At 67.6% G+C, this 20478-nt stretch carries 22 protein-coding genes and 1 riboswitch; of the genes, 6 read left to right on the forward strand and 16 right to left on the reverse strand.

Annotated elements, in window-relative coordinates; translation table 11 throughout:
• Positions 1-40: 40 nt before the first annotated feature.
• From RDCOP1_RS05625 to RDCOP1_RS05675, 11 genes are all read right to left on the reverse strand, one after another.
• Complete coding sequence (locus RDCOP1_RS05625; RefSeq protein ID WP_072699125.1) at positions 41-532, reverse strand: polyadenylate-specific 3'-exoribonuclease AS; 492 nt, start codon at positions 530-532, stop codon at positions 41-43.
• 56 nt (positions 533-588) lie between these two features.
• Entirely contained in the window at positions 589-1338 is a 750-nt protein-coding gene (locus tag RDCOP1_RS05630) for a lysophospholipid acyltransferase family protein (RefSeq protein ID WP_072699126.1), read from the reverse strand.
• A gap of 145 nt (positions 1339-1483) precedes the next feature.
• The gene (locus RDCOP1_RS05635) at positions 1484-2473 is read right to left on the reverse strand and encodes an ROK family protein (RefSeq protein WP_072699127.1); all 990 of its coding nucleotides are present in this window, start codon (positions 2471-2473) and stop codon (positions 1484-1486) included.
• 17 nt (positions 2474-2490) lie between these two features.
• The gene (locus RDCOP1_RS05640) at positions 2491-2919 is read right to left on the reverse strand and encodes a hypothetical protein (protein ID WP_072699189.1); all 429 of its coding nucleotides are present in this window, start codon (positions 2917-2919) and stop codon (positions 2491-2493) included.
• Positions 2916-4112, reverse strand: a complete 1197-nt coding sequence (locus tag RDCOP1_RS05645; RefSeq protein ID WP_072699128.1) for an ArsA family ATPase — start codon at positions 4110-4112, stop codon at positions 2916-2918. Before RDCOP1_RS05645 ends, RDCOP1_RS05640 begins: the two co-directional genes overlap by 4 nt.
• Positions 4113-4141: 29 nt before the next feature.
• Positions 4142-4579: an SRPBCC family protein gene (locus tag RDCOP1_RS05650; RefSeq protein ID WP_072699129.1), complete on the reverse strand. Its 438-nt coding sequence runs from the start codon at positions 4577-4579 to the stop codon at positions 4142-4144.
• Positions 4580-4670: 91 nt separating this feature from the next.
• Complete coding sequence (locus tag RDCOP1_RS05655) at positions 4671-5060, reverse strand: polyketide cyclase / dehydrase and lipid transport (RefSeq protein WP_197713471.1); 390 nt, start codon at positions 5058-5060, stop codon at positions 4671-4673.
• A gap of 10 nt (positions 5061-5070) precedes the next feature.
• Positions 5071-6267 carry a glycosyltransferase family 4 protein gene (locus RDCOP1_RS05660; RefSeq protein ID WP_072699131.1) on the reverse strand — a complete coding sequence of 399 codons (1197 nt, stop codon included), beginning with the start codon at positions 6265-6267 and terminating at the stop codon, positions 5071-5073.
• A 48-nt stretch (positions 6268-6315) separates the two neighbouring features.
• Positions 6316-7653 (reverse strand): hypothetical protein, encoded by a 1338-nt coding sequence (locus RDCOP1_RS05665; protein ID WP_072699132.1) that lies wholly within the window; start codon positions 7651-7653, stop codon positions 6316-6318.
• Positions 7654-7683: 30 nt separating this feature from the next.
• Positions 7684-8730 (reverse strand): C40 family peptidase, encoded by a 1047-nt coding sequence (locus RDCOP1_RS05670; RefSeq protein WP_072699133.1) that lies wholly within the window; start codon positions 8728-8730, stop codon positions 7684-7686.
• A 144-nt stretch (positions 8731-8874) separates the two neighbouring features.
• Complete coding sequence (locus tag RDCOP1_RS05675) at positions 8875-9450, reverse strand: C40 family peptidase (protein ID WP_072699190.1); 576 nt, start codon at positions 9448-9450, stop codon at positions 8875-8877.
• A 12-nt stretch (positions 9451-9462) separates the two neighbouring features.
• Positions 9463-9625, reverse strand: a riboswitch (cyclic di-AMP (ydaO/yuaA leader).
• Positions 9626-10138: 513 nt separating this feature from the next.
• On the opposite strand from RDCOP1_RS05675, the gene RDCOP1_RS05680 reads away from it, so the two are divergent.
• Together RDCOP1_RS05680 and RDCOP1_RS05685 are read left to right on the forward strand one after the other, a co-directional pair.
• Positions 10139-11890: a DEDD exonuclease domain-containing protein gene (locus RDCOP1_RS05680; RefSeq protein ID WP_072699134.1), complete on the forward strand. Its 1752-nt coding sequence runs from the start codon at positions 10139-10141 to the stop codon at positions 11888-11890.
• 33 nt (positions 11891-11923) lie between these two features.
• Positions 11924-12199 (forward strand): Lrp/AsnC family transcriptional regulator, encoded by a 276-nt coding sequence (locus tag RDCOP1_RS05685; RefSeq protein WP_072699135.1) that lies wholly within the window; start codon positions 11924-11926, stop codon positions 12197-12199.
• 66 nt (positions 12200-12265) lie between these two features.
• Here the strand turns inward: RDCOP1_RS05685 and trpD are convergent, their stop codons facing one another.
• On the reverse strand, positions 12266-13342 hold the full coding sequence (gene trpD / locus RDCOP1_RS05690) for an anthranilate phosphoribosyltransferase (protein WP_072699136.1): 1077 nt from the start codon (positions 13340-13342) through the stop codon (positions 12266-12268).
• A gap of 63 nt (positions 13343-13405) precedes the next feature.
• Complete coding sequence (locus RDCOP1_RS05695; RefSeq protein ID WP_231922924.1) at positions 13406-13858, reverse strand: hypothetical protein; 453 nt, start codon at positions 13856-13858, stop codon at positions 13406-13408.
• 136 nt (positions 13859-13994) lie between these two features.
• On the opposite strand from RDCOP1_RS05695, the gene ctaE reads away from it, so the two are divergent.
• The 4 genes from ctaE to qcrB all read left to right on the forward strand — a co-directional run bounded on the left by ctaE (position 13995) and on the right by qcrB (position 18330).
• Positions 13995-14609, forward strand: coding sequence for an aa3-type cytochrome oxidase subunit III (gene ctaE, locus RDCOP1_RS05700; protein ID WP_072699138.1), 615 nt, complete (start codon positions 13995-13997; stop codon positions 14607-14609).
• A gap of 63 nt (positions 14610-14672) precedes the next feature.
• Positions 14673-15545 carry a cytochrome bc1 complex diheme cytochrome c subunit gene (gene qcrC / locus RDCOP1_RS05705; RefSeq protein ID WP_174555770.1) on the forward strand — a complete coding sequence of 291 codons (873 nt, stop codon included), beginning with the start codon at positions 14673-14675 and terminating at the stop codon, positions 15543-15545.
• Complete coding sequence (gene qcrA, locus RDCOP1_RS05710; RefSeq protein ID WP_072699140.1) at positions 15542-16672, forward strand: cytochrome bc1 complex Rieske iron-sulfur subunit; 1131 nt, start codon at positions 15542-15544, stop codon at positions 16670-16672. Before qcrC ends, qcrA begins: the two co-directional genes overlap by 4 nt.
• Complete coding sequence (gene qcrB / locus RDCOP1_RS05715) at positions 16669-18330, forward strand: cytochrome bc1 complex cytochrome b subunit (RefSeq protein WP_072699141.1); 1662 nt, start codon at positions 16669-16671, stop codon at positions 18328-18330. The genes qcrA and qcrB overlap by 4 nt, the downstream gene beginning before the upstream one ends.
• A 155-nt stretch (positions 18331-18485) precedes the next feature.
• Here qcrB and RDCOP1_RS21725 read toward each other — a convergent pair whose 3' ends face one another.
• From RDCOP1_RS21725 to RDCOP1_RS05725, 3 genes are all read right to left on the reverse strand, one after another.
• Complete coding sequence (locus tag RDCOP1_RS21725) at positions 18486-18620, reverse strand: hypothetical protein (protein ID WP_255311412.1); 135 nt, start codon at positions 18618-18620, stop codon at positions 18486-18488.
• A 275-nt stretch (positions 18621-18895) separates the two neighbouring features.
• A complete protein-coding gene (locus RDCOP1_RS05720) occupies positions 18896-19852 on the reverse strand; it encodes a DUF808 domain-containing protein (protein ID WP_072699142.1) in 957 nt (318 codons plus the stop codon).
• A 205-nt stretch (positions 19853-20057) separates the two neighbouring features.
• Entirely contained in the window at positions 20058-20474 is a 417-nt protein-coding gene (locus RDCOP1_RS05725) for a cytochrome c oxidase subunit 4 (RefSeq protein WP_072699143.1), read from the reverse strand.
• Positions 20475-20478: the final 4 nt, after the last annotated feature.

The following is a 20478-nucleotide window of genomic DNA, read 5'->3' on the forward strand; positions in this document are numbered from 1 at the left end:
CCCGGCGCGACCGGTCGTGCGGTGACCCCGGAAGCAGCTGCTATTGCTGGCGGCGCGCGGCCTCGATCGCTTCGAACTTCGCGAGGTTGTGGCGGGCGTCGGCGAGCGCATCGTGGTTGTCGTCGGGTACCCGGGGCAGCGGCGGTCTGCCCGCGTATTCCCAGTGCTGACGCAGCTCGCGGGTGTACCGCGGGAGGACCTCCGGCAGTTCGGGCATGGTACCCCACAGCTGCACGAGGACGACGTGGTCGTACGCACCGATCCATGCCCAGAGTTCCGGTAGGACGCCGGGCCTGGGAACGAGGAACTTCAGCAGGTCGTCGCGGATCCGGTCGCGCGAGCGCCACGCCGGGTGCGACCGTGCCGGTAGCTTGGGAAGCACGTTCCGTCGGACCCACTCCCCCGCCCGGTCGGGATCGAATTCCGTTGATACCGCATAGAATTCTCGGCCGTCTTCACAGGCGACACCGATCGATACGAGTTCGATGGTTCGACCGTCCTCGATGAACTCGCAGTCGTAGAAGTAGCGCACGTACTCACATTATGCCGGGGTAGCCGCGCCCGAGTCCTGCGGGGTCGTGCTCTCGATCAGCCCGCCTGGGTGTCCGGCAGACGATCCGCATCCGGTGCCTGCGCGACGGCCGGCCCTTCCGCGACGTCGTCGGGCTTGGGATCCTTGAGCGTGGCCGCGTAGATGTCGACGTATTCCTGGCCGGACAACTGCATGAGGGCGTACATGACCTCGTCGGTGACCGTACGTTCGACGAACCGGTTACCGCCCATGCCTTCGAAGCGGGAGAAGTCGATGGGCTTGCCGATGCGCACGGTGACCTTCGCCGGCCGCCACATCTTCGACCCGATCGGGTTCATCTGGTCGGTTCCGATCATCGCCACGGGAATGACGGGGACCCCGGTCTCGAGCGCGAGCCGCGCCAGTCCGGTCTTGCCCTTGTACAGACGACCGTCGGGCGAGCGGGTGCCTTCGGGGTAGATGCCCAGCAACTTCTGCTGGCCGAGGACGCGGACACCGGCAGCGAGGGCGTCCTGCGCGGCGTCGGCGCTGGTGCGGTCGATGGGAACCTGACCCGCGGCGGAGAAGAACCAGCGCTGGAGCCGGCCCTTGAGGCCCGGTCCGGTGAAGTACTCGCTCTTCGCGAGGAAGGTGATCCGCCGCCGCACCAGCAGGGGAAGGTAGAACGAGTCGAGCACCGCGCGATGATTACTCGCCAGGATGGCCGGACCGTTGGCGGGAATGTTCTCGCCGCCTTCGAATTTCGGACGTCCCATGAGCAAGAGCAGCGGGCCCAGCAGAACGTACTTCAACAGCCAATACCACATGGCATCCTTCCCCGAACTAGATCGGTCCCCGATATGCGCCGGCGCGGAGGCAGCACAACCGTCCCGTCGGTCGACTCTACGACGGCGCGCCCATCACACGCACATCGGCAACGTGCGCGGCCCCACGCACGGGCCCGCGAGGTGATCAGGATCTCGCCTCGCCGACCGCGGCGCGGGCAAGGTCCGCGGCGCCGACGAGTCCCGCCGCGTCACCCAGTTGGGTGACGCGGACCCGCGCGAGCGGACGGTGACCGGCGCCGGTGGTCGCTGCCGCGTAGTGCTCCCGCGCGTCGTCGAGGAACAACGATGCCGACCCGGACACCCCACCGCCGATCACGACGATCTCGGGATCGTAGATGTCGGCCACCATCGCCAGGCCGAGCCCCAGCCAGCGGGCGAAATCCGCGACCGCAGCGACCGCAAGGGGGTCACCGTCCTGCGCGGCCCCGGCGATCCGGCGCCCGGTCAGCGAACCGGGATCTGCGGCGACGCCCGCTGCGAGCTGAGATCTGCCGGGATTCGCAGCAAGCATCTCCACTGCGGTGTCGACGAGTGCCGTTCCGCTGCAATACCTCTCCCAGCAGCCGCGCTTCCCGCACGGGCAAGGCCGCCCGTCCGGCACGACTTGCAGATGACCGAGTTCCGGCGCGACGCCGTAGGCGCCGCGGTACAGCACACCGTCGACGAGCAACGCGGCGCCGATCCCGGTGCCGAGCGCGACGATCACCGCCACCCGGCTCCCTGCAGCGGCACCGAACCGGTACTCGGCCCACGCCGCGGCGTTGGCGTCGTGCTCGAGCACCACCGGCAATCCGAATCGCTCCGTGAGCGTCGCGCGGACGGGTGCACCCACCCACGGCAGGTGCGGGGCGAACCGCACCGTGCTGCAGTCGGCAGTGAGGAAACCCGCGACCGCGAGACCGACCGCCGCCACGTCGTTGCGTTCGGCGAGTTGTCCGACGACCCGGTGAAGGGCGTCCTCGAGCACGGGTGCCGACCGGGGGGTCGGTGCTCTCACCGAGTCCACCACCTCACCGTCGCGATTCACGACGGCAGCCCGGATGCTGGTGCCACCCACATCGATTCCGATGGTGTGGCGCGCGGAGGAAACGGGCTGACGCGAGTCCGGGCTCATACCTACAGACTGCGGGGTCAGGGTCGGATGGTGACGGAGATCGGTACGAATCCTCTGCCGGGGTCGCGGGGCTCGGGTGGCGCCGGATCGGTGGGCGCCGACGGGTCGGGCCGCCCCGGAAGATGACGGGCGAGCCATTCGCGTATCAGGGCGACGAACATGGCGAGCTGAGCCGCGAGACGCGTCAGCAACTCGTGATTCTCACCGCGGAACAACGCCACCACGGCGCACACCGGACACCAGGAGCAGCCTGTCGTCGCCGGAGTGCCCGATTCGGCGGCGCCGCGCGGGTCGCCGCCGTGCTCACCCGACGCGTGCGCGGTATGTCCTGCGCCCGCGGCGTCACCGCGGTCCGCAAGCTGATCCACCATCCCGTCCATGAAGTCGAGGACCGTGTCGGCCAGGACTCTCAGGTCGGCGAGGAGCATGTCGTAGTCGTCGGTCACTGCGGCCACACCGCCGGATCGGGCACGAAGCGTACGACCAGATCGGTGCCGTCGAATTCTGCTTCCGACACCGTGCACCTGCGTAGCACCGAGGCGAGTCGCATGCGCCGGCGGATGCCGTCGGCACCGACGACGAGATCGTCGTCGACTCGTCCCAGCGTCAGCGACGTCGGATCGGCCAGCGGCAGATGCATCCGCATCGCATACACCGCATCCACCCCCGTCCCAGACTCGTGCTGTACGCGAACCCGTTCCACGCCGCCGCCCGGAAGGGCGTGCGGATCGCGGAGATCCCGGAGAAGCCCGGTCGCCAACTCCCCGAGAGACGCCCACCCTACCGGTTCCTCGTCGCGCTGCTCACACGCCACCACCGGCACCTCCGTGACGATCGCGGTCATCTCGTCGAGGACCGCCGATTGGTCGCCGCGCCGGCGAGCCAGCCACTGCCCGGCCGGTCCGTCGTCGTCGAATGCCGGCACGATGCCGTTGGCGACCACGGCTTCGAGCGTCAACCCGGTCAGGGCCGTCCACGATCGCAGCCGGATCAGTTCGGTGAGCCCGACACGGTCGGGGGTCGACACCAGCACGGCGGTGGTCCTGGCGGGGTCCTCGAGCAGATCGCGGGTGGCCTCGATGCCCTTCAGGACCCGGTCGAACAGCGCCACGACGACCGCCAGTCGCGGGTCGGGCCCGACCGCCGCCTCGACACGGCTGTGTTGCGGCCAGATGCGGTCCATGTATTCGGAGATCGTGCGCGGTGCCGCAAGCATCCGCACCGCGTCGGCCGACGCCGGTGCATCGACGATCACGGTGCTCCACCGGCCGCTCCCGGCGAGACGTGCGACCTCCGACAGCGCGAGCAGTCCCTCGATCCCCGGCAGCCCGGTGAGTTCCTCGGGTGCGGGAAGAGCGAACCGGTCACCGTGCTCGTGGCCCGCTGCCAGGGACGCCAGCGACGCCACGCTCGCGTACCGCTGCTCGAGCAACGCCAGCGAGTCGATCTCGATCAGGTCGAGTCCGTCCGCTGCGGCGCGCACACCCGGGCCGGTTGCGACGCCCAGTACGCCGGACAGCGAATGAGCTTGGTCGATCGAAGCGATGAGCACCGCTTCCCCGGTGCGGGCGAGGCCGACTGCCGTCGCCGCGGCGAGTGTGGTCTTCCCGGCGCCACCCTTACCGAAGAACACGCGCACCCGCGCGGGGTCCGCCCCACCCGAGGTGCTCAGCCCTCCACCTGCTTCTTCAGTTCCTTGAGCGCGGTGTCGGTGATGACCTTCTCCGCCTTGCGCTTGAACAACCCGATCATGGGGATATTGACGTCCACGGTGAGCCGGTAGTCGACGACCGTCCCGCCGTCGGCGGTGTCGTTGAGAACGTACGAGCCGGACTGTGCCTTCTGGATCTCACCGGATTCCAGCTCCCAGCTCACGGCACGGCCGTCTTCGGCCCACTGGTACCGGAGAACGTAGGTGTCCTTCACGATTCCCGCGTCGAGCACGAAGCGGACCCGGTCGGCGAGACCGTCGGGCCGGGTGTCGAGCACTTCGACGGTCTTGGCGGCGGCCACCCAGGTGGGGTAGGCGGCGAAATCGGCGATGACAGCCATGACCCGATCGGCCGGCGCATCGATGGTGATCGACCTCTTGGTCTTCTCGGCCATGCGATGAATGCTCCCTTTCGTCCGTCCACCCGACGCGGCGCGTTCGCCGTCGTCCGTTGTCTACCACACACCGTATCGAGCGGCTAAGACGTCAGAAGTGCGGGGATTCGCCTGCCGGACGACCTGCCTCGAGGCGCGCCTTCACCTCGAATGTCATCTTCTTTCCCGCGATGCGACGCGCGTGGGTGAGACTCGCCGTGTCCACCGACGCGATGCGCTCGGGTGCCACGCCTGTGGGTTCACAGTGCAGGAAGTAGTGCACGACCGCTCCGTCGAGAACGGGCTCGATCCACACTTCCATCGTTCCGTTGACGGGGCCCGTGACGGCCCACCGGATGCCCTTCTCGGCTCGGTCCTCACGGACCGTGAGCGCGAGGTCGGGCCACCAGGCGCGCCAACGCGAGGGCGACGCGAGGGCCGCCGCGATCCGTTCGGGGGGTGCGGCGATGAAGGTTTGGTCCGCCACCTGAATGCTGCTCACGGGGACAGCTTCACATACCCGCGGACGGGGTTCGTCCGTCACCCCGCCGATCGGCATCGGGGGACGACGGCACCGGTGCGACCTCGAGCAACCGGCGCAGCTTCGCGCCCAGCACGTCCCATCGCCAGTCCTCGGACACCCATGCCCGGCCCGCCGCGCCCATCGCCGCGGCCCGGTCCCGGTCTGCGAGGATGCCGGCGACGGCCGTCGCGATCGCCGTCACCGACGTGCCGTCCACCACGAATCCGGTCTCCCCGTCTCGCACGGTTTCCGGGGCGCCACCGGACCTGCCCGCGACGACCGGAACACCTGTCGCGGACGCTTCGAGGTACACGATTCCGAGACCTTCGACGTCGAGTCCCCCACCGCGGGTCCGGCACGGCATCGCGAACACGTCGGCGATCGTGTGATGTGCCGCGAGCTCGGCGGCGGGGACCCCACCGGTGAAGACGACGTGCTCCGCGACGCCGGTACGCCGCGCGAGGTCGCGCAGACTGTCCTCGTAGGGGCCGCCGCCGACGATGACCAGTACGGCACCGTCGATCCGGCGGCGGATCTCGGGCAGCGCGCGGATGAGCATGTCCTGGCCCTTGCGCGGAACCAGTCGTGACAGACACAGCACCGTCGGGCGGTCGCCGAGGCCGTATCTGGCCCGCAATTCGGCGCGCGCCACCGGGTCCGGGCAGAAGACATCGGTGTCGACGCCCGACGGGAGGTGCTCGAGGCCGGCACGAGGGCCGAACGCCGAGGCGAACCGGCCGCGTGTGTAGCGGCTGACATATGTGATCGTGTCGACGGTTTCGCCGATTCGCCGGAGGGCCGCGCGTCCGCCCGGCACCATCGACCATCCGACTTCGTGGCCGTGGGTGCTGGCGATCACGCGTCGCGCTCCCGCTCGGCGCATGGCCGGAGCCATCAGTGCCAGCGGGGCGGCTGCGCCGAACCAGACGCTGTCGCAGTCGTGCTCGGACACCAGTCGCGCGGCATGGCGCGCCACGTCGGGGGTGGGGAGCATCAGTGTGGTGGGGTGCCGGACCACCTCGTACGGCTGCTGCGCGTCGAACTCGACGTGGCTGTCGCCGCGCCACCGCGGTGCGTAGACCACCAGATCCTCGGCGGGCAACTGTCCTGCGAACGCCTGCAGATACGACTGGATACCGCCGGGCCTGGGCGGAAAGTCATTCGTGACCAGCAGAGTTCGCGACATGGCTACACGGTAGCGATGCCGGTGCCGGTCCCGGGTGGACGGGTCGGCTCAGCCCGCTGTCAGACGCTCGGTCACCCACTCGCCCCACCGGTCGATGTAGTCGTCGGTGCCGATGCCCACGACCTTTCGGAGCGCGTCGTCGACCCCGTCCTGATCGACCGGTCCGGTGGCGAGTTCCCGGTACAGCGACGTCAAGGTGTCTGTTCCGAACTCCTCGGCGGTGAATGCCGCCACCGACCATGCCGTCTCGTAGGCGGTACGTGCGACCTCGGAGGCACTGAACTCCCTGTCGCCGGGTAACGAATCGGGCGGACCGTCCTCGCGAACTGTCGCGACGAGGGTCGGGGCTGTCCGCCGGAGATCGTCGGCGGTGACGCCACCCGTGGGTGCGGTGCCCGTCCCTCGGTATCCGATGTAGTCGGCATAGCCCTCGAGGATCCACAACGGCGAGCCGTCCACCGTCTCGGTGCGGGCGGCGATGTGCACCATTTCGTGGCGCAGCACGGCGCGCAGCCCCGCACGGGACAGTCGTTCCGCCGCGTTCGGAGCGAACACTATCCGCTGGCCGGTCGCGACGGCGCTCCCGGGCCGCACGACGTCCGAGACGGCGACGGCGGCGATCTCTTCCCCGTCGTGGTTCGATCCCACCTGGTGCGTGAATTCCTCCCGAGAACCCGTCGCGACGACGAGGGCACGCCGCGGCCAGTCGTCACCCCATACCTCGGAGACGGCGTCGACGGCGGAGTCGAGTTCGAGGGCCGTCGCCTCGATGAGGTCGCGGCGCTCGGCCGGCCCGATCACCAGTGATCGACCGCCGGAGGTGGGCACCTCGAGTACGTACAGCCGCCCGTGATCCCACGGTCCGCGCCAGGTCACGGCGCCGGGAAGGTCGGGCGCGTCGTCGGCGAGCAGCCAGCCACCGGGACGCTCGACGAACAACGCGGTCACGGGGCGACGGGTCGGTTCGTCGTCGATGCCGTCCACCGCGTAGCGGAGGTACACGATGTGGGCGCGGACCGCATCCGTGCCGAAGGCAGCGGCGAGACTCGCGGGCACGTCGACGTCCGGTTCGGGACCGAGTTCGTATCCGAAGTCGGTGAGCGGGAGCGCCGCGAGTGACTCGGCACGCGCAGTCTCGGCCTCGAGCAGTGCTGTGGCGGTGTGGTCGATGACCGAGGCGAGGGCGTCCCGGTCCGCGGCGCGTACCGCATCAGCCCAGCGGTCGATCAGCGACTGCAGTTCGGCGCGTGTGGAGCGGTCGGTGTCCGCCGAATCGGCCGGTGCGACGACGAGGAGCACACCGGCAGCCACGACGGCGAGGACGAGCCCGGCCAAGCCGAGTCGTTCCCACCGGCGATGACGGTTCGTCGACGCGGGCGCAGGCACGGCGGCCAGTGTAAGGGGCCGCCGATCGTGTCAGTAGCGGCGTGCGCTGTGGAACGGGAAGCTGGCCATCGACTGCACCTTGACGGGCACGCCGAACGTGGACGCGTGCACGATGTTGCCGTCACCCGCGTACAGGCCCACATGGGAGGCGTCGTCGTAGAAGATCACCACGTCGCCGGGCTGCAGATTGTCGCGCGAGACGGGGACACCGCCCTGCGCCTGGGCCTGACTCGACCGCGGCAGGGTCTTGCCGACCTGTTTGTAGGCCCAGACGACGAGACCCGAGCAGTCGAACTGGTTCGGTCCGGTCGCGCCCCACACGTACGGGTCGCCGATGCGGGTGAGGGCGGCACGCAACGCTCCCCCGCCGTTGCCGGGAACGAGATGCTGCAGGATCTTGTCGGCGTCGAGGCCGGGAGGGAAGGGCGTGCCCGCGAGCACTGCCTTCTCCTCGTCGCTGAGCGCGTCGAACGCGTCGAGGACTCCGGCGATTTCGCTCTCGAGTTCCGACTTCCGGCGCTCGAGATCGTCGCGGAGTACCTGCGCCTCTTCGGCGGCGCGAGCGGCCACCTCCGCCGACCGCTGCGATGCCGCTGCGACTTCGGCGGCCGCGGCCGTCGCGACCTTGAATCCTTCGACGTCGCGTGCGGTCTGCGCGCCCAGGACGTCGAGGAGCACCATCTGGTCGAGCATCTGCTGCGGCGAATCGCTGACCATGAGGGCGAACAGGCGGTTGGTGCGGGCGCCGCGGTAGTTGGCCTGCGCGAGTTTGTCGACGGTGGGCTTGAACCGCGCGACCTCGGCTCGCGCCAGATCCAGCGCGGTGCGATCCTCGGCGGCGACCGTCTCGGTCGCGTGCTGGTCTGCGATCTTGGCTTCCAGGTCGAGTCCGGCGTTGTGGAGCGCCTCGGTGGTCTGTTCGGACCGGCGGGAGAGGTCCGCGAGATGCTCGAGTTTCGCCGTGGGACTGTCGTCCGTCGGGTGCGCGCCCGCGGGCGGAATGGATATGGCCAGAGCCATCAGCACCGCTACAGCCAGAAACGCGCGAATTGCCTGCTTCGTCCTACCGGAAACCACGAAGGCGCATCCTTTCGAAAGGTCTCGATGAGGTTACGGAATGGCATACGTCCGTGTCTACCCGGTGGTAACGGACCGGCAGACGACGTGAGGGTGGGTCCGACTCGAGTCGGACCCACCCTCACGTCGTCGAAGAATCTGCGGTCAGAAGCGACGTGCGCCGTCGACCGGCATGGAGTCGAGTGGCGCGACCTTCACCGGCTGGCTGGAGGTGGAGGCGTGGACGATGTTGCCGCCACCGATGTAGATCCCGGTGTGGCTGCCGCCGTAGAACGACACGACGTCGCCCGGCTGCAGGTCGGAGATGCTCACGGCCTGGCCGGCGACGGCCTGGTCGTAGCTCGTGCGCGGGACATTGACGCCGGCCTGCTGGTAGGCCCACTGCACGAGACCGGAGCAGTCGAACGAATTCGGGCCGGCGGCACCGTAGACGTAGGGAGCTCCGATCTTGCTCTGAGCGGCATCGGCCGCACGCTGGCCGACCGAAGTGAACGGGGCGGTGTACGCCGCCGGCGTGGGGGCAGCGCTCGGCTGCTGAGGAATGAGGTCGGCGACCTCGGGCGGCAGGCTGACGCCGGCGGGGAGGTCGAACGTACCGACTCCGGGGATGTTCACGGGGTCCGCGGCGGCAGGGCCGGCGGAAACGGTCACTGCGCCGAGCGCGATGGCTCCGGCGACGAGCGCGCGCCGAACGGTGCGCTTGTTGTTGTGCGAAACCACGAGGGGGTGCTCCATTCTTCCGTTCACCCGCCGACCGAGTTAGCTGACGGGTTCGGGCCGGAAGTCAGCCCTACCCTTCGCCGCGAGCGGCGGAAGGGATTCACCCCAGATACCTAGTGGGTCCCCGGCTCGGACGCTCCGTCAGTGGAGCACTCCGATTAGGCGGTTACCGAGCGGCTCCGACACCGGGGGTGGGTCGGAAAACTCTCCGCTTGGTCTCATTAAGGTTACGAAACGGCAACGGTGAAGTCGAGCGACCCCGTTGCAGGATGTCCTTTTTGCTCTATTTTCGGCCGAAATCGCAGTTTTTGTACGCATTCGGTAACAACGACATAACGACCGGTCTGCTTCGCGCTCCATCCCGGGCGTGTCGATTTCCTCCGGTCACGAACAGTCGGAGCGACCGCGAGCGCCTCCCCTGGTCTCCGGCCTTTCCGGCCGCTTCTGCGCGCTGGTGTCGCCATCGTCCCCGGGCGACCCCGAAGGCAGGCCCACCGGTATGTTTCGGCGTTCCCCGGCCTCCCGATATCCCAAACCGAGACCCGCGTGTGACGCTCGTCTCGATCCGGTGTCGGCATCCGCTACGTCCGTATTTCCCCAGGTGGTCGCCAAGGTGTCGCGAAGCCGGTCGCGGCACCCGCACCCAGCGGTCGTCACCCGTGTCGGTGCCGATTCCTAGGCTTCCCGCATGACGTCGCCGCCACGATTCATCGAGTCCGGGCCGGGGGTCCAGCTCGGCTTCGACGAATTGGACACCCCCTTGCGAGACACCACGTTCGTCGTCGTCGACCTGGAAACCACCGGAGGCAGGGCAGGTGACGATGCGATCACGGAGATCGGCGCGGTCAAGATCCGCGGCGGAGAAGTACTGGGCGAGTTCGCGACACTGATCGACCCGGGTCGCGCGATTCCGCCGCACATCGTGCAGCTCACCGGGATCACGACCGCGATGGTGTACGCCGCACCGAAGATCGAGGAAGTCCTGCCGGCGTTTCTCGAATTCGCCGAGGGGTCGGTGCTCGTCGCGCACAACGCCGGGTTCGACGTCGGATTCCTCAAGGCCGCCACCGCGCGCTGCGGGGCGGCGTGGCCCCGGTTCCCGGTGGTCTGCACCGTCAAGCTGGCTCGCCGGGTCCTGGGCCGCGACGAGGCGCCCTCGGTGAAGCTGTCGGCACTGGCCCAGCTCTTCCGCGTCTCGACCCAGCCGACCCATCGTGCACTCGACGACGCCCGCGCCACCGTGGACGTGCTGCACGCGCTCATCGAGCGCGTGGGCAATCTCGGCGTCCACAGTCTCACCGAACTCCGCGACTACATCCCGGCCGTCACCAGCGAACAACGGGCCAAACGCACGCTGGCAGCGCATCTGCCGCGGCGTCCGGGCGTCTACATGTTTCGTGGACCCTCCGACGAGGTGCTCTACGTCGGCACCGCCGTCGATCTCCACCGCCGGGTCCGCTCCTACTTCACCGGGTCGGAAACCCGGCCACGGCTACGTGAAATGGTCGCGGTCACCACGCGCATCGACCACGTCGAGTGCGCCCACGGCCTCGAAGCCGGAGTGCGCGAACTGCGGCTGCTGGCCGCCCACACTCCGCCTTACAATCGGCGCTCGAAATACCCGATGCGGGGCTGGTGGATCGTGCTCACCGACGAAACGTTCCCCCGCTTCTCGGTGAGCCGCACCCCCACCACCGACGCGATCGGGCCGTTCTCTGCCCGTGCCGCCGCGGCGGAGGTCGCCACCCACCTCGCCGAACTGTGCGGGGTACGCACCTGTACCCGCCGGATCGGCCGGACGGGCACGCACGGGGACCGGTGTCAGCCCGAGGCAGTGGGCGCGTGTGCTGCCGCGGCGTTCGGCATCCAGGATCCGGCGGCGTACTCGCGGCAGGTCGAGCGGGCCCGCACGGTGATCCACGGAAGCGACGACGGCGTTCTCCTCGACCTGCAGGAGCGCCTCGACCAACTTGTGCGCGAGGAGTTGTTCGAGAACGCGGCGCGCCTTCGCGACCGCGCAGCGGGCACCCTGCTCGCGCTGCGACGCACCCAGCGACTCGCTGCACTCGCCGCGGTGGACGAACTCGTCGCGGCCCGCCCGCGCGACGAGGGAGGCTGGGAGTTCGCAGTCGTGCGGGCCGGGAGGCTCGCATCCGCCGGCGTCGCACCCCGCGGTGTGCCACCGATGCCGGTTGTGGAAGCCCTCACTGCGGCCGCCGAGACGGTACGACCGGCGCCGGGGCCGTTCCGGGGCGCGTCACCGGAAGAACTGGGCCTGGTCGCACGCTGGCTCGACTCCGGGGGCGTCCGAATCGTCCGCACGAGCCACGGCTGGTGCGAGCCCGCTCTCGGGGCCGGACGCTGGCACGACTGGGCAGAACTCGCCCGCGACGCCCGGGCCGTCTCGGCGGTGACACCCGGCGAACGGACGACCACATAGTCTGATGGAACCCGAGGAAGGCAAGGAGCCCTCATGATCAACGCCATCGTCCTGATCGACGCCGAAGCGCACCGCATTCCGGAGACCGCGCAAGCGGTGGCCGACCTCGCCGGGGTCGACAAGGTCTATTCGTGTGCCGGGGACGTCGACCTGGTGGCTCTGGTGCGCGTGCGTGACCACGAGCAGATCGCCGAAGTGGTCACTCGCGGCATCAACAAGGTCGAAGGTGTGACGAAGACCGTCACACACATCGCCTTCCAGTCCTACTCGAGCGCCGACGTGGACGCGGGATTCTCGATCGGCAGCTGACCCGTTCGAAACACGATCGTGGGCCCGGACTCCGACGAGTCCGGGCCCACGATCCGTTTCGTCGTCCTAGTCGCGCGGCGCCGCGCCGAGACGCGTGGTCACGTCGGCCCAGGTGCGCAGGACCTCTGCGGCCCGGCCGCTGTCGATCGCGGCCGCGGCGGCCTCGAGTCCTTCCGCCAGTGCTTCTTCGAGACTGCCGTCGATGCCGCGGAACGCTGCGATTGCACCGGCTGCATTGAGAAGGACAGCGTCTCGCACCGGACCGGTCTCTCCCGCCAGCACGGTACGGGCGATGGCAGCATTCTTCTCTGCGTCGCCACCGCGCAGCGCTTCGAGAGGAACCCGGGTGATGCCGAGGTCGGTGGGGTCGAGGGTCACGACCCTGATCTCGCCGTCCCGCACGATGTGCACCGTCGAGGTGGTCGAGGTGGTGAGTTCGTCGAGGCCGTCGTCGCCGCGCACCACCAGTGCCGAGGTGCCGCGCTGGGCGAGCACACCGGCGACGGTGCCGATGAGATTCTCGAACGCGCATCCGATCAGTCCCGCGCGCGGGCGCGCGGGGTTCGTGAGCGGACCGAGCACGTTGAACGCCGTCGGGATGCCGATCTGCTTGCGCGGGGCCGCGGCGAAGCGGAGTGCGGGGTGGTAGACCGGCGCGAAGCAGAATCCGATTCCCGCCTCGGCGACCGACTGCGCCACCTGCTCCGGCCCGAGGTCGATGTGCACACCGAGCGCTTCGAGCACGTCGGCGCCGCCGCTCTTCGACGACGCTGCCCGGTTTCCGTGCTTGACGACACGGATCCCGGAGGCTGCGACCACGATCGATGCCATCGTCGAGATGTTCACGGTGTCGGCGCGGTCCCCGCCGGTACCCACGACATCGACCACGTCGTTGTCGACGGGAACGAGCCGGGCGTACCCGAGCATGGTGTCCGCCAGCGCGCGCAACTCGTCGGGGGTTTCCCCTTTCATCTTCAGCGCGACGCCGAAGGCGGCGATCTGTGCCGCCGTCGCATTGTCGGAGAAGATCTCCTCCATCGCCCACTGCGCTTGCTCACGGGAAAGATCGTGTCCGGCGGTCAGTGCGCCGAGGACCGAAGGCCAGGTGGTCACCACCTCGTTCGCCACTCGCGTCACGTTCATCGCACCTGCCCTCGCCGCATTCCGCTCCCTACCGGGCACCGGTGTGCCCTTCCGCCCGGAAGCTTAGCCAGGGGTCTGAGGGGGCTGTAGTGCGTCCCACCCGTGCGCGGTGCCACCGAGTCGCTGCGCGAGCGAGACCATCCGCGACTTCTCCTGCGCGCAGTGCATTGCGTCGAGCACCTGGACGCGCTGCAGCATCAGGGCGGTGTGGCCGTCCGCGCCGGCGGGAGTCCCAGCCGGTGCGGCGCCGACGGTGTAACCATCCTGCGCGGCCAACTCGACCGCGCGGTCGACACCGCCCGGCGGAATCGAGAGGTGGTGACGCAACACCGCCTCCTCCGACTCGGACCAGTACGGCTCCGATTCGGCGCCGCGCGCCAAAGCCGTCGAACACGCCTCGGCGTCGTCGAACGAAGACACCACCACCACGAGGTCCGTACGCTCGCGGTCGAGGGGCTCCCGGCGACGGGACACCATCGCGCAAAGCCGGTCCCACATGCCACTTACGGTGCTCATTGCACCACGATTGCACGTCCCCTAAGACCCCGCACGACCACCCCACCAGGGGAATTATCGGTCTACGACCAGCACTGACGCGCCGATTTCGGCCCCGATTGCCCAAGACGTACTACGACGGGTCATACTAGCCAGCGTGACGAGCGCAGTAGGGACTTCAGGATCTGCAATCACACAGCGCGTGCACTCGTTGAACCGGCCCAACCTGGTCAGCGTCGGCACCATCGTGTGGTTGTCCAGCGAGCTCATGTTTTTCGCAGGGCTCTTCGCCATGTATTTCGTGGCACGGGCGCAGGCGCCGGAGGGCATGTGGCCCCCGCCGCCCACCCACTTGAACCTGTGGCTGGCGGTTCCGATCACCACAGTGCTGATCGCTTCCTCCTTCACATGCCAGATGGGCGTATTCGCAGCGGAACGCGGCGACGTCTTCGGGCTGCGACGGTGGTACCTCATCACCCTCGCCATGGGCACCTTCTTCGTGCTCGGGCAGGGCTACGAATACATCACGCTGGTCGCGGACGGAACGAGCATCTCCAGCAGCGTGTACGGCTCGGTGTTCTACATCACCACCGGCTTCCACGGCCTCCACGTGATCGGCGGCCTCGTCGCCTTCGTGTTCCTGTTGATTCGTACCCGAGTCAGCAAGTTCACGCCCGCGCAGGCCACCGCAGCCATCGTCGTTTCGTATTACTGGCACTTTGTCGACATCGTGTGGATCGCACTGTTTGCCACGATCTATTTCATCCGTTAGCCAGCTGAACGCACAGGCAGCCCCCTGACGTCCAGTCCGTCCCAAAACCAAAAAGGGATACAGATGAGTTCATCCCCACCTCTCGGTTCCGAGGGTGACATGCCCGGTCGATCCTCGACAGCTTCCGCTGCCAAGTCCCGCCGCCAGCGCAAATTCCGCCGGCGCGTCACGGGCGCCCTGGTCCTGGCGGTCGGCCTGCTCAGCGCCGGCTTCCTTGCCTCCGCGTTGACCCCTGCCCCGCAGGTGGCCACTGCGCAGGACGATCAGAGCGCACTGATCCGCGAAGGCAAGCAGCTCTACGAGACCTCCTGCGTGACATGCCACGGCATCAACCTGCAGGGTGTGCAGGACCGCGGTCCCACCCTGATCGGTGTCGGCGAAGCAGCCGTGTACTTCCAGGTCTCCTCCGGTCGCATGCCGGCCTCGCGCAACGAGGCCCAGGCGCTCCGCAAGGAGCCGAAGTTCAATGCGGCTCAGACCGACGCCCTCGGTGCATACATCCAGGCGAACGGTGGCGGCCCGACCGTCATTCGTGACGAGAACGGCGAGATCGCCCAGTCGTCGCTGCGCGGCAACGACATCGGTCGCGGTTCCGAGCTGTTCCGTCAGAACTGCGCCTCCTGCCACAACTTCACCGGCCGCGGCGGCGCGCTGTCGTCCGGTAAGTTCGCGCCGAATCTCGATCCGGCGAACGAGCAGCAGATCTATACGGCCATGCTCACCGGGCCGCAGAACATGCCGAAGTTCTCCGACCGTCAGCTGACGGTCGAGGAGAAGCAGGACATCATCGCGTACGTCAAGGCATCCAGCGAGACGACCAACCCCGGCGGCTACGGATTGGGCGGGTTCGGCCCGGCATCCGAAGGCCCGACGATGTGGGTCATCGGCATTGTCGCCGTCGTCGGCGCTGCACTGTGGATCGGAGCAAGGTCATGAGTGGCGGCGAAACGCCGGCTAACAAGCATTCGGTCGAGAACCTCGAACAGATGAGCCGCGACGATCTCGTCGCGCTCGGAACGAATCTCGACGGAGTCGATGTCGCATTCCGTAAGGATCGGTGGCCCGTCGAGGGCACCCGCGCGGAGAAGCGCGCCGAACGGAACGTCGCGTTCTGGTTCGCGCTCGCGGGCATCGCCGGGATCGCGTTCATCGCGGTCTACCTGTTCTGGCCGTGGGAGTACCAAGCTCCGGGCGAGGCGAACTACACCCTCTACAACCTGTACACGCCGCTTCTCGGCCTCACCCTGGGTCTGTCGATCCTCGGTATCGGCGTCGGCGCCGTGCAGTTCACGAAGAAGTTCATCCCCGAAGAGGTGTCGATCCAGGATCGTCACGACGGCCCCTCGTCCGAGGTCGATCGCAAGACGATCGTCGCCGAGCTTTCCGATTCGCTGGAGACGTCGACGCTTCCGCGTCGCAAGCTCATCAAGCGCACCGCGATCTTCGGTGGCGGCGCGCTCGGTGTGGGCCTGATCATGCCGCTCGGCGGCCTGATCAAGAACCCTTGGGCACAGGGCGACAAGTCGCCCCTGTGGGTGTCGGGCTGGACTCCGAACTACGAGGGCGAGACCATCTACCTGCGCCGCGACACCGGCCGTCCCCAGGACATCGTCCTGGTGCGCCCGGAGGATCTCGACGCCGGCGGCATGGAGACGGTCTTCCCCTTCCGCGAATCCGACCGCGGCGACGACCACGCCTTGCTGCAGAGCCTTCGCGGCATCCGCAACTCGGTCATGCTCATCCGCCTGCGCACGGAAGATGCCGAGCGCGCCATCAAGCGCAAGGGCCAGGAGAGCTTCAACTACGGCGACTACTTCGCCTTCTCGAAGATCTGCACCCACCTCGGTTGCCCGACGTCGCTGTACGAGCAGCAGAGCAATCGCATCCTCTGCCCCTGCCACCAGTCGCAGTTCAACGCGCTCGAATACGGCAAGCCCGTTTTCGGTCCCGCCGCTCGTGCTTTGCCGCAGCTACCTATTACAGTGAACGAAGAGGGCTTCCTGGTCGCCAACGGTGACTTCATCGAGGCGCTCGGCCCGGCATTTTGGGAGCGTCGCCCGTGAGTACTGCAACTCAATCCCACGCCGCAAAGGCAGCCGAGAACATCGATTCCCGGTATCACCTTTCGGCCGGTATCCGTCGGCAGATCAACAAGGTCTTCCCGACCCACTGGTCCTTCCTGCTGGGCGAGATCGCGCTCTACGCGTTCATCATCCTGCTGATCTCGGGCGTCTACCTGACCCTGTTCTTCGATCCGTCGATGGCTCACGTCGTGTACGACGGCGTCTACCAGCCGCTACGCGGTGTGGGGATGTCCCGGGCGTACGAGACGACACTGAACCTGTCCTTCGAGGTTCGTGGCGGCCTGTTCGTCCGGCAGATCCACCACTGGGCCGCCTTGATGTTCGCGGCGTCCATCGTGGTTCACCTGCTGCGCATCTTCTTCACCGGTGCGTTCCGCCGTCCCCGTGAGGCGAACTGGGTGATCGGCTCGCTGCTGCTCATCCTGGCGATGTTCGAGGGCTTCTTCGGTTACTCGCTTCCCGACGACCTGCTCTCCGGTACCGGCCTCCGCGCCGCGTTCTCCGGCATCACGCTGAGCATCCCGGTCATCGGCACGTGGATGCACTGGGCGCTGTTCGGTGGCGACTTCCCCGGTGACCTGATCATCCCGCGCTTCTACGTCCTGCACGTCCTGCTGGTGCCGGGCATCATCCTGGCGCTCATCGCCGCGCACCTCGCGCTGGTGTGGTACCAGAAGCACACGCAGTTCCCCGGCCCCGGCCGCACGGAGCAGAACGTCGTCGGTGTTCGCATCCTCCCGGTCTTCGCGGTCAAGTCCGGTGCGTTCTTCGCGATGACCTTCGCGGTCCTCGCGCTGATGTCCGGCCTCCTCCAGATCAACCCGGTCTGGAACATCGGCCCGTACAACCCGTCGCAAGTCTCGGCAGGTTCTCAGCCGGACATCTACATGATGTGGACCGACGGCATGGCCCGCATCTGGCCGGCGTGGGAGCTCTACCTCTTCGACCGTTACACGATCCCGCAGCCCTTCTGGATCGCCTTGATCATGGGCCTGGTGTTCGTGCTCCTGACGATCTACCCGTGGATCGAGAAGCGGTTCACCAAGGACGACGCTCACCACAACCTGTTGCAGCGTCCGCGCGACGTGCCGGTCCGTACCGCCATCGGCGCGATGGCCCTGGCCTTCTACGCGGTCGCGACCATCATGTGCGTCAACGACATCATCGCGTACAAATTCGATATCTCGATCAACGCGACGACGTGGATGGGTCGTATCGGCCTGGTCGTGCTGCCGCCGCTTGCGTACTACATCGCCTACCGGTTCTGCCTGGCCCTCCAGCGCAGCGACCGCCAGGTTCTCGAGCACGGCATCGAGACGGGCATCGTCCGTCGCCTGCCGCACGGTGAGTACGTCGAGATCCACCAGCCGCTCGGCCCGGTGGACGAGCACGGTCACCCGGTTCCGCTGGAGTACCAGGGCGCCGCGATCCCGAAGACGATGAACCGTCTCGGTACCGCAGGTAAGCCCGGCGCCGGCAGCTGGTGGCGTCCGGACCCGGCTGAGGAGACGGCTGCTCTCGAAGCCGCTCACCACGAGGCCGAGGCCGAACTGCGCGCCACGCTCCGTGAGTACCAGGAGCGCGTGCACGGCGACTCGAACGGATCCGACGCGAACCTGCCCGATACGAAGCACTGACATCGGCAGATCCGAACAACGAGCGGGGCCCCGAACCATTGAGGTTCGGGGCCCCGCTCGCTTGCGCCGGAAGTTCTGCGCTTCCGCGGCCTGCACTCCCCCGCCCAGGAGCCGCGCCGCTGGGTCCCTTATGACGCACCGTGTCTGTCGGTGCGTCATTCTTGTTCGGAAACGTCCTCCCCCTCCGCCTGGTCTGGCTGGAGAGGCGCGTTGGTGATGAGGTTGTCGGGATCGGAATCCGGATCGTCGTCCGGGTCGTACGGGCCTGCGGGTCCTTCGTTACCGGTCATGGGTATCGGGTTTCCGCTGCCGGGTGCACCAAACCTGCCCGGCGACGAGAACTACCCCGATGCGTTGCACGTCGGCGAGCAGGGCCTTCAGACGTAAGACGCCCATCTCGGAAGCCGGGAAAATGCGAGGACCCCGCCGAAGCACGCGCCGACGAGGTCCTCTCGGAAGGTTCGCAATGCGTGGCCGATTGCGAACCGGGTGTGCCGCCCACCCTTGGTGGGACATCCCGGATAACCGGCACAAGCACGCTCAAACGACTTGGGCGCGAGAATATTCAGTGCGCAGAGGCGGTGGTCTTCTTCCGCTTCGGAATCAGATGCATGATCAGCACCACCAGCGCGCCGACGACGAGCCCGACCAGGGCCGAGACCACAGTCCCGGACGTCCAGGACAGAACACCACCGAACCCGCCACGCACGAGATCGCCGAACCAGTGTTCGAGATCGTGGAGACGATCTGCCGGCCAGTGGAACCCTGCCTCACCCACGTTGATGATCAGGATGTGGCCGCCGACCCACAGCATCGCCGCGATGCCCACCACGGTGAGCACCGTCATCACCTTCGGCATCGCCGCGACGAGGCCCCGCCCGACCCTGCGCGCGAACGACGACGACCGCCGCGCGAGCGACAAGCCCACGTCGTCCATCTTCACGATCAGCGCGACCACACCGTAGACCAGCACCGTGATAAGGAGCGCGACGACGATCAGCACCATAAGGCGGGTGAGGAACGATTCGGATTCGACCGACGAGAGCGAGATGACCATGATCTCCGCCGACAGGATGAGGTCGGTACGGATCGCACCGTTGACCATCGTCTTCTCGAGTTCCGGGCCGGTTTCGGGAGCTGCCGCGTTCTCGTCGGCGTGATGGCCGCCGGTGAGCGCCTCGTAGACCTTCTCCGCCCCCTCGTAACAGAGGAAGAGACCGCCCGCGATCAGCAGGTACGGCAGTGCCTGCGGCAGGAATTCGCTCAGGATCATCGCCACGGGCAGGATGATCAGAAGTTTGTTGCGGATCGAGCCGATCGCGATCTTGCGAATGATCGGCAGTTCTCTGTCCGGGCTGAACCCGTGTACGTAGCGGGGTGTCACGGCGGTGTCGTCGACTACCACCCCAGCCGCCTTGACACTCGCCTTTCCGGCCGCAGCACCGATGTCGTCGATGGACGCCGCTGCCGCTTTTGCAAGCGCTGCGACGTCGTCCAGCAGGGCGACGAGACCACCAGCCACGGGGAACCTCCACAATCTGTCGATCGTGCGACACGCGGTCGCGGGTCGACTTCCAAAAGGTACCCAATCGCCTGCCTCGCGTAACAGCCCGCCGGTATGCTCGGCCGGGCGAAGCCACCCGGACGACCTCGCGGCGACCTGCCCTCATACGACTGCGGGCGCCACACACGAAGGTGTGGCGCCCGCAGTGGCGTAGGAAGTTCGCTCAGTGCTTCTCGGGACCGATGTGGTACTCGAAGACCAGACCGGCGGAGGCCGCGAGGATGAGCACCACAGCGCCCGCGATCATCCAGGGCTGGAAGAACGCCAGCGAGATGGCCGCGAAGGCTGCCGAACCGGCCAGCAGGATCGGCCAGAAGCTGCCCGCGCTGAAGAACCCGAGGTCGCCTGCACCGTCGCTGATCTCGGCATCCTCGTAGTCTTCCGGCCGGGTGTCGAGGCGACGGGCCACGAACCGGAAGTACGTTCCGATGATGAGGGTCAGTCCGGCCGACAGCACGATGCCGGTGAGACCTGCCCACTCGATACCCGTGCGGGACAGACCCGTGAAGGTTCCGTACACGATCGCGACGAGCACGAAGAACACCGTCGTCACTTCGAAGAGCTTGGCTTCGATTTTCATATCA

Source organism: Rhodococcus coprophilus NBRC 100603, assembly GCF_001895045.1.
Lineage (GTDB): Bacteria > Actinomycetota > Actinomycetes > Mycobacteriales > Mycobacteriaceae > Rhodococcus > Rhodococcus coprophilus.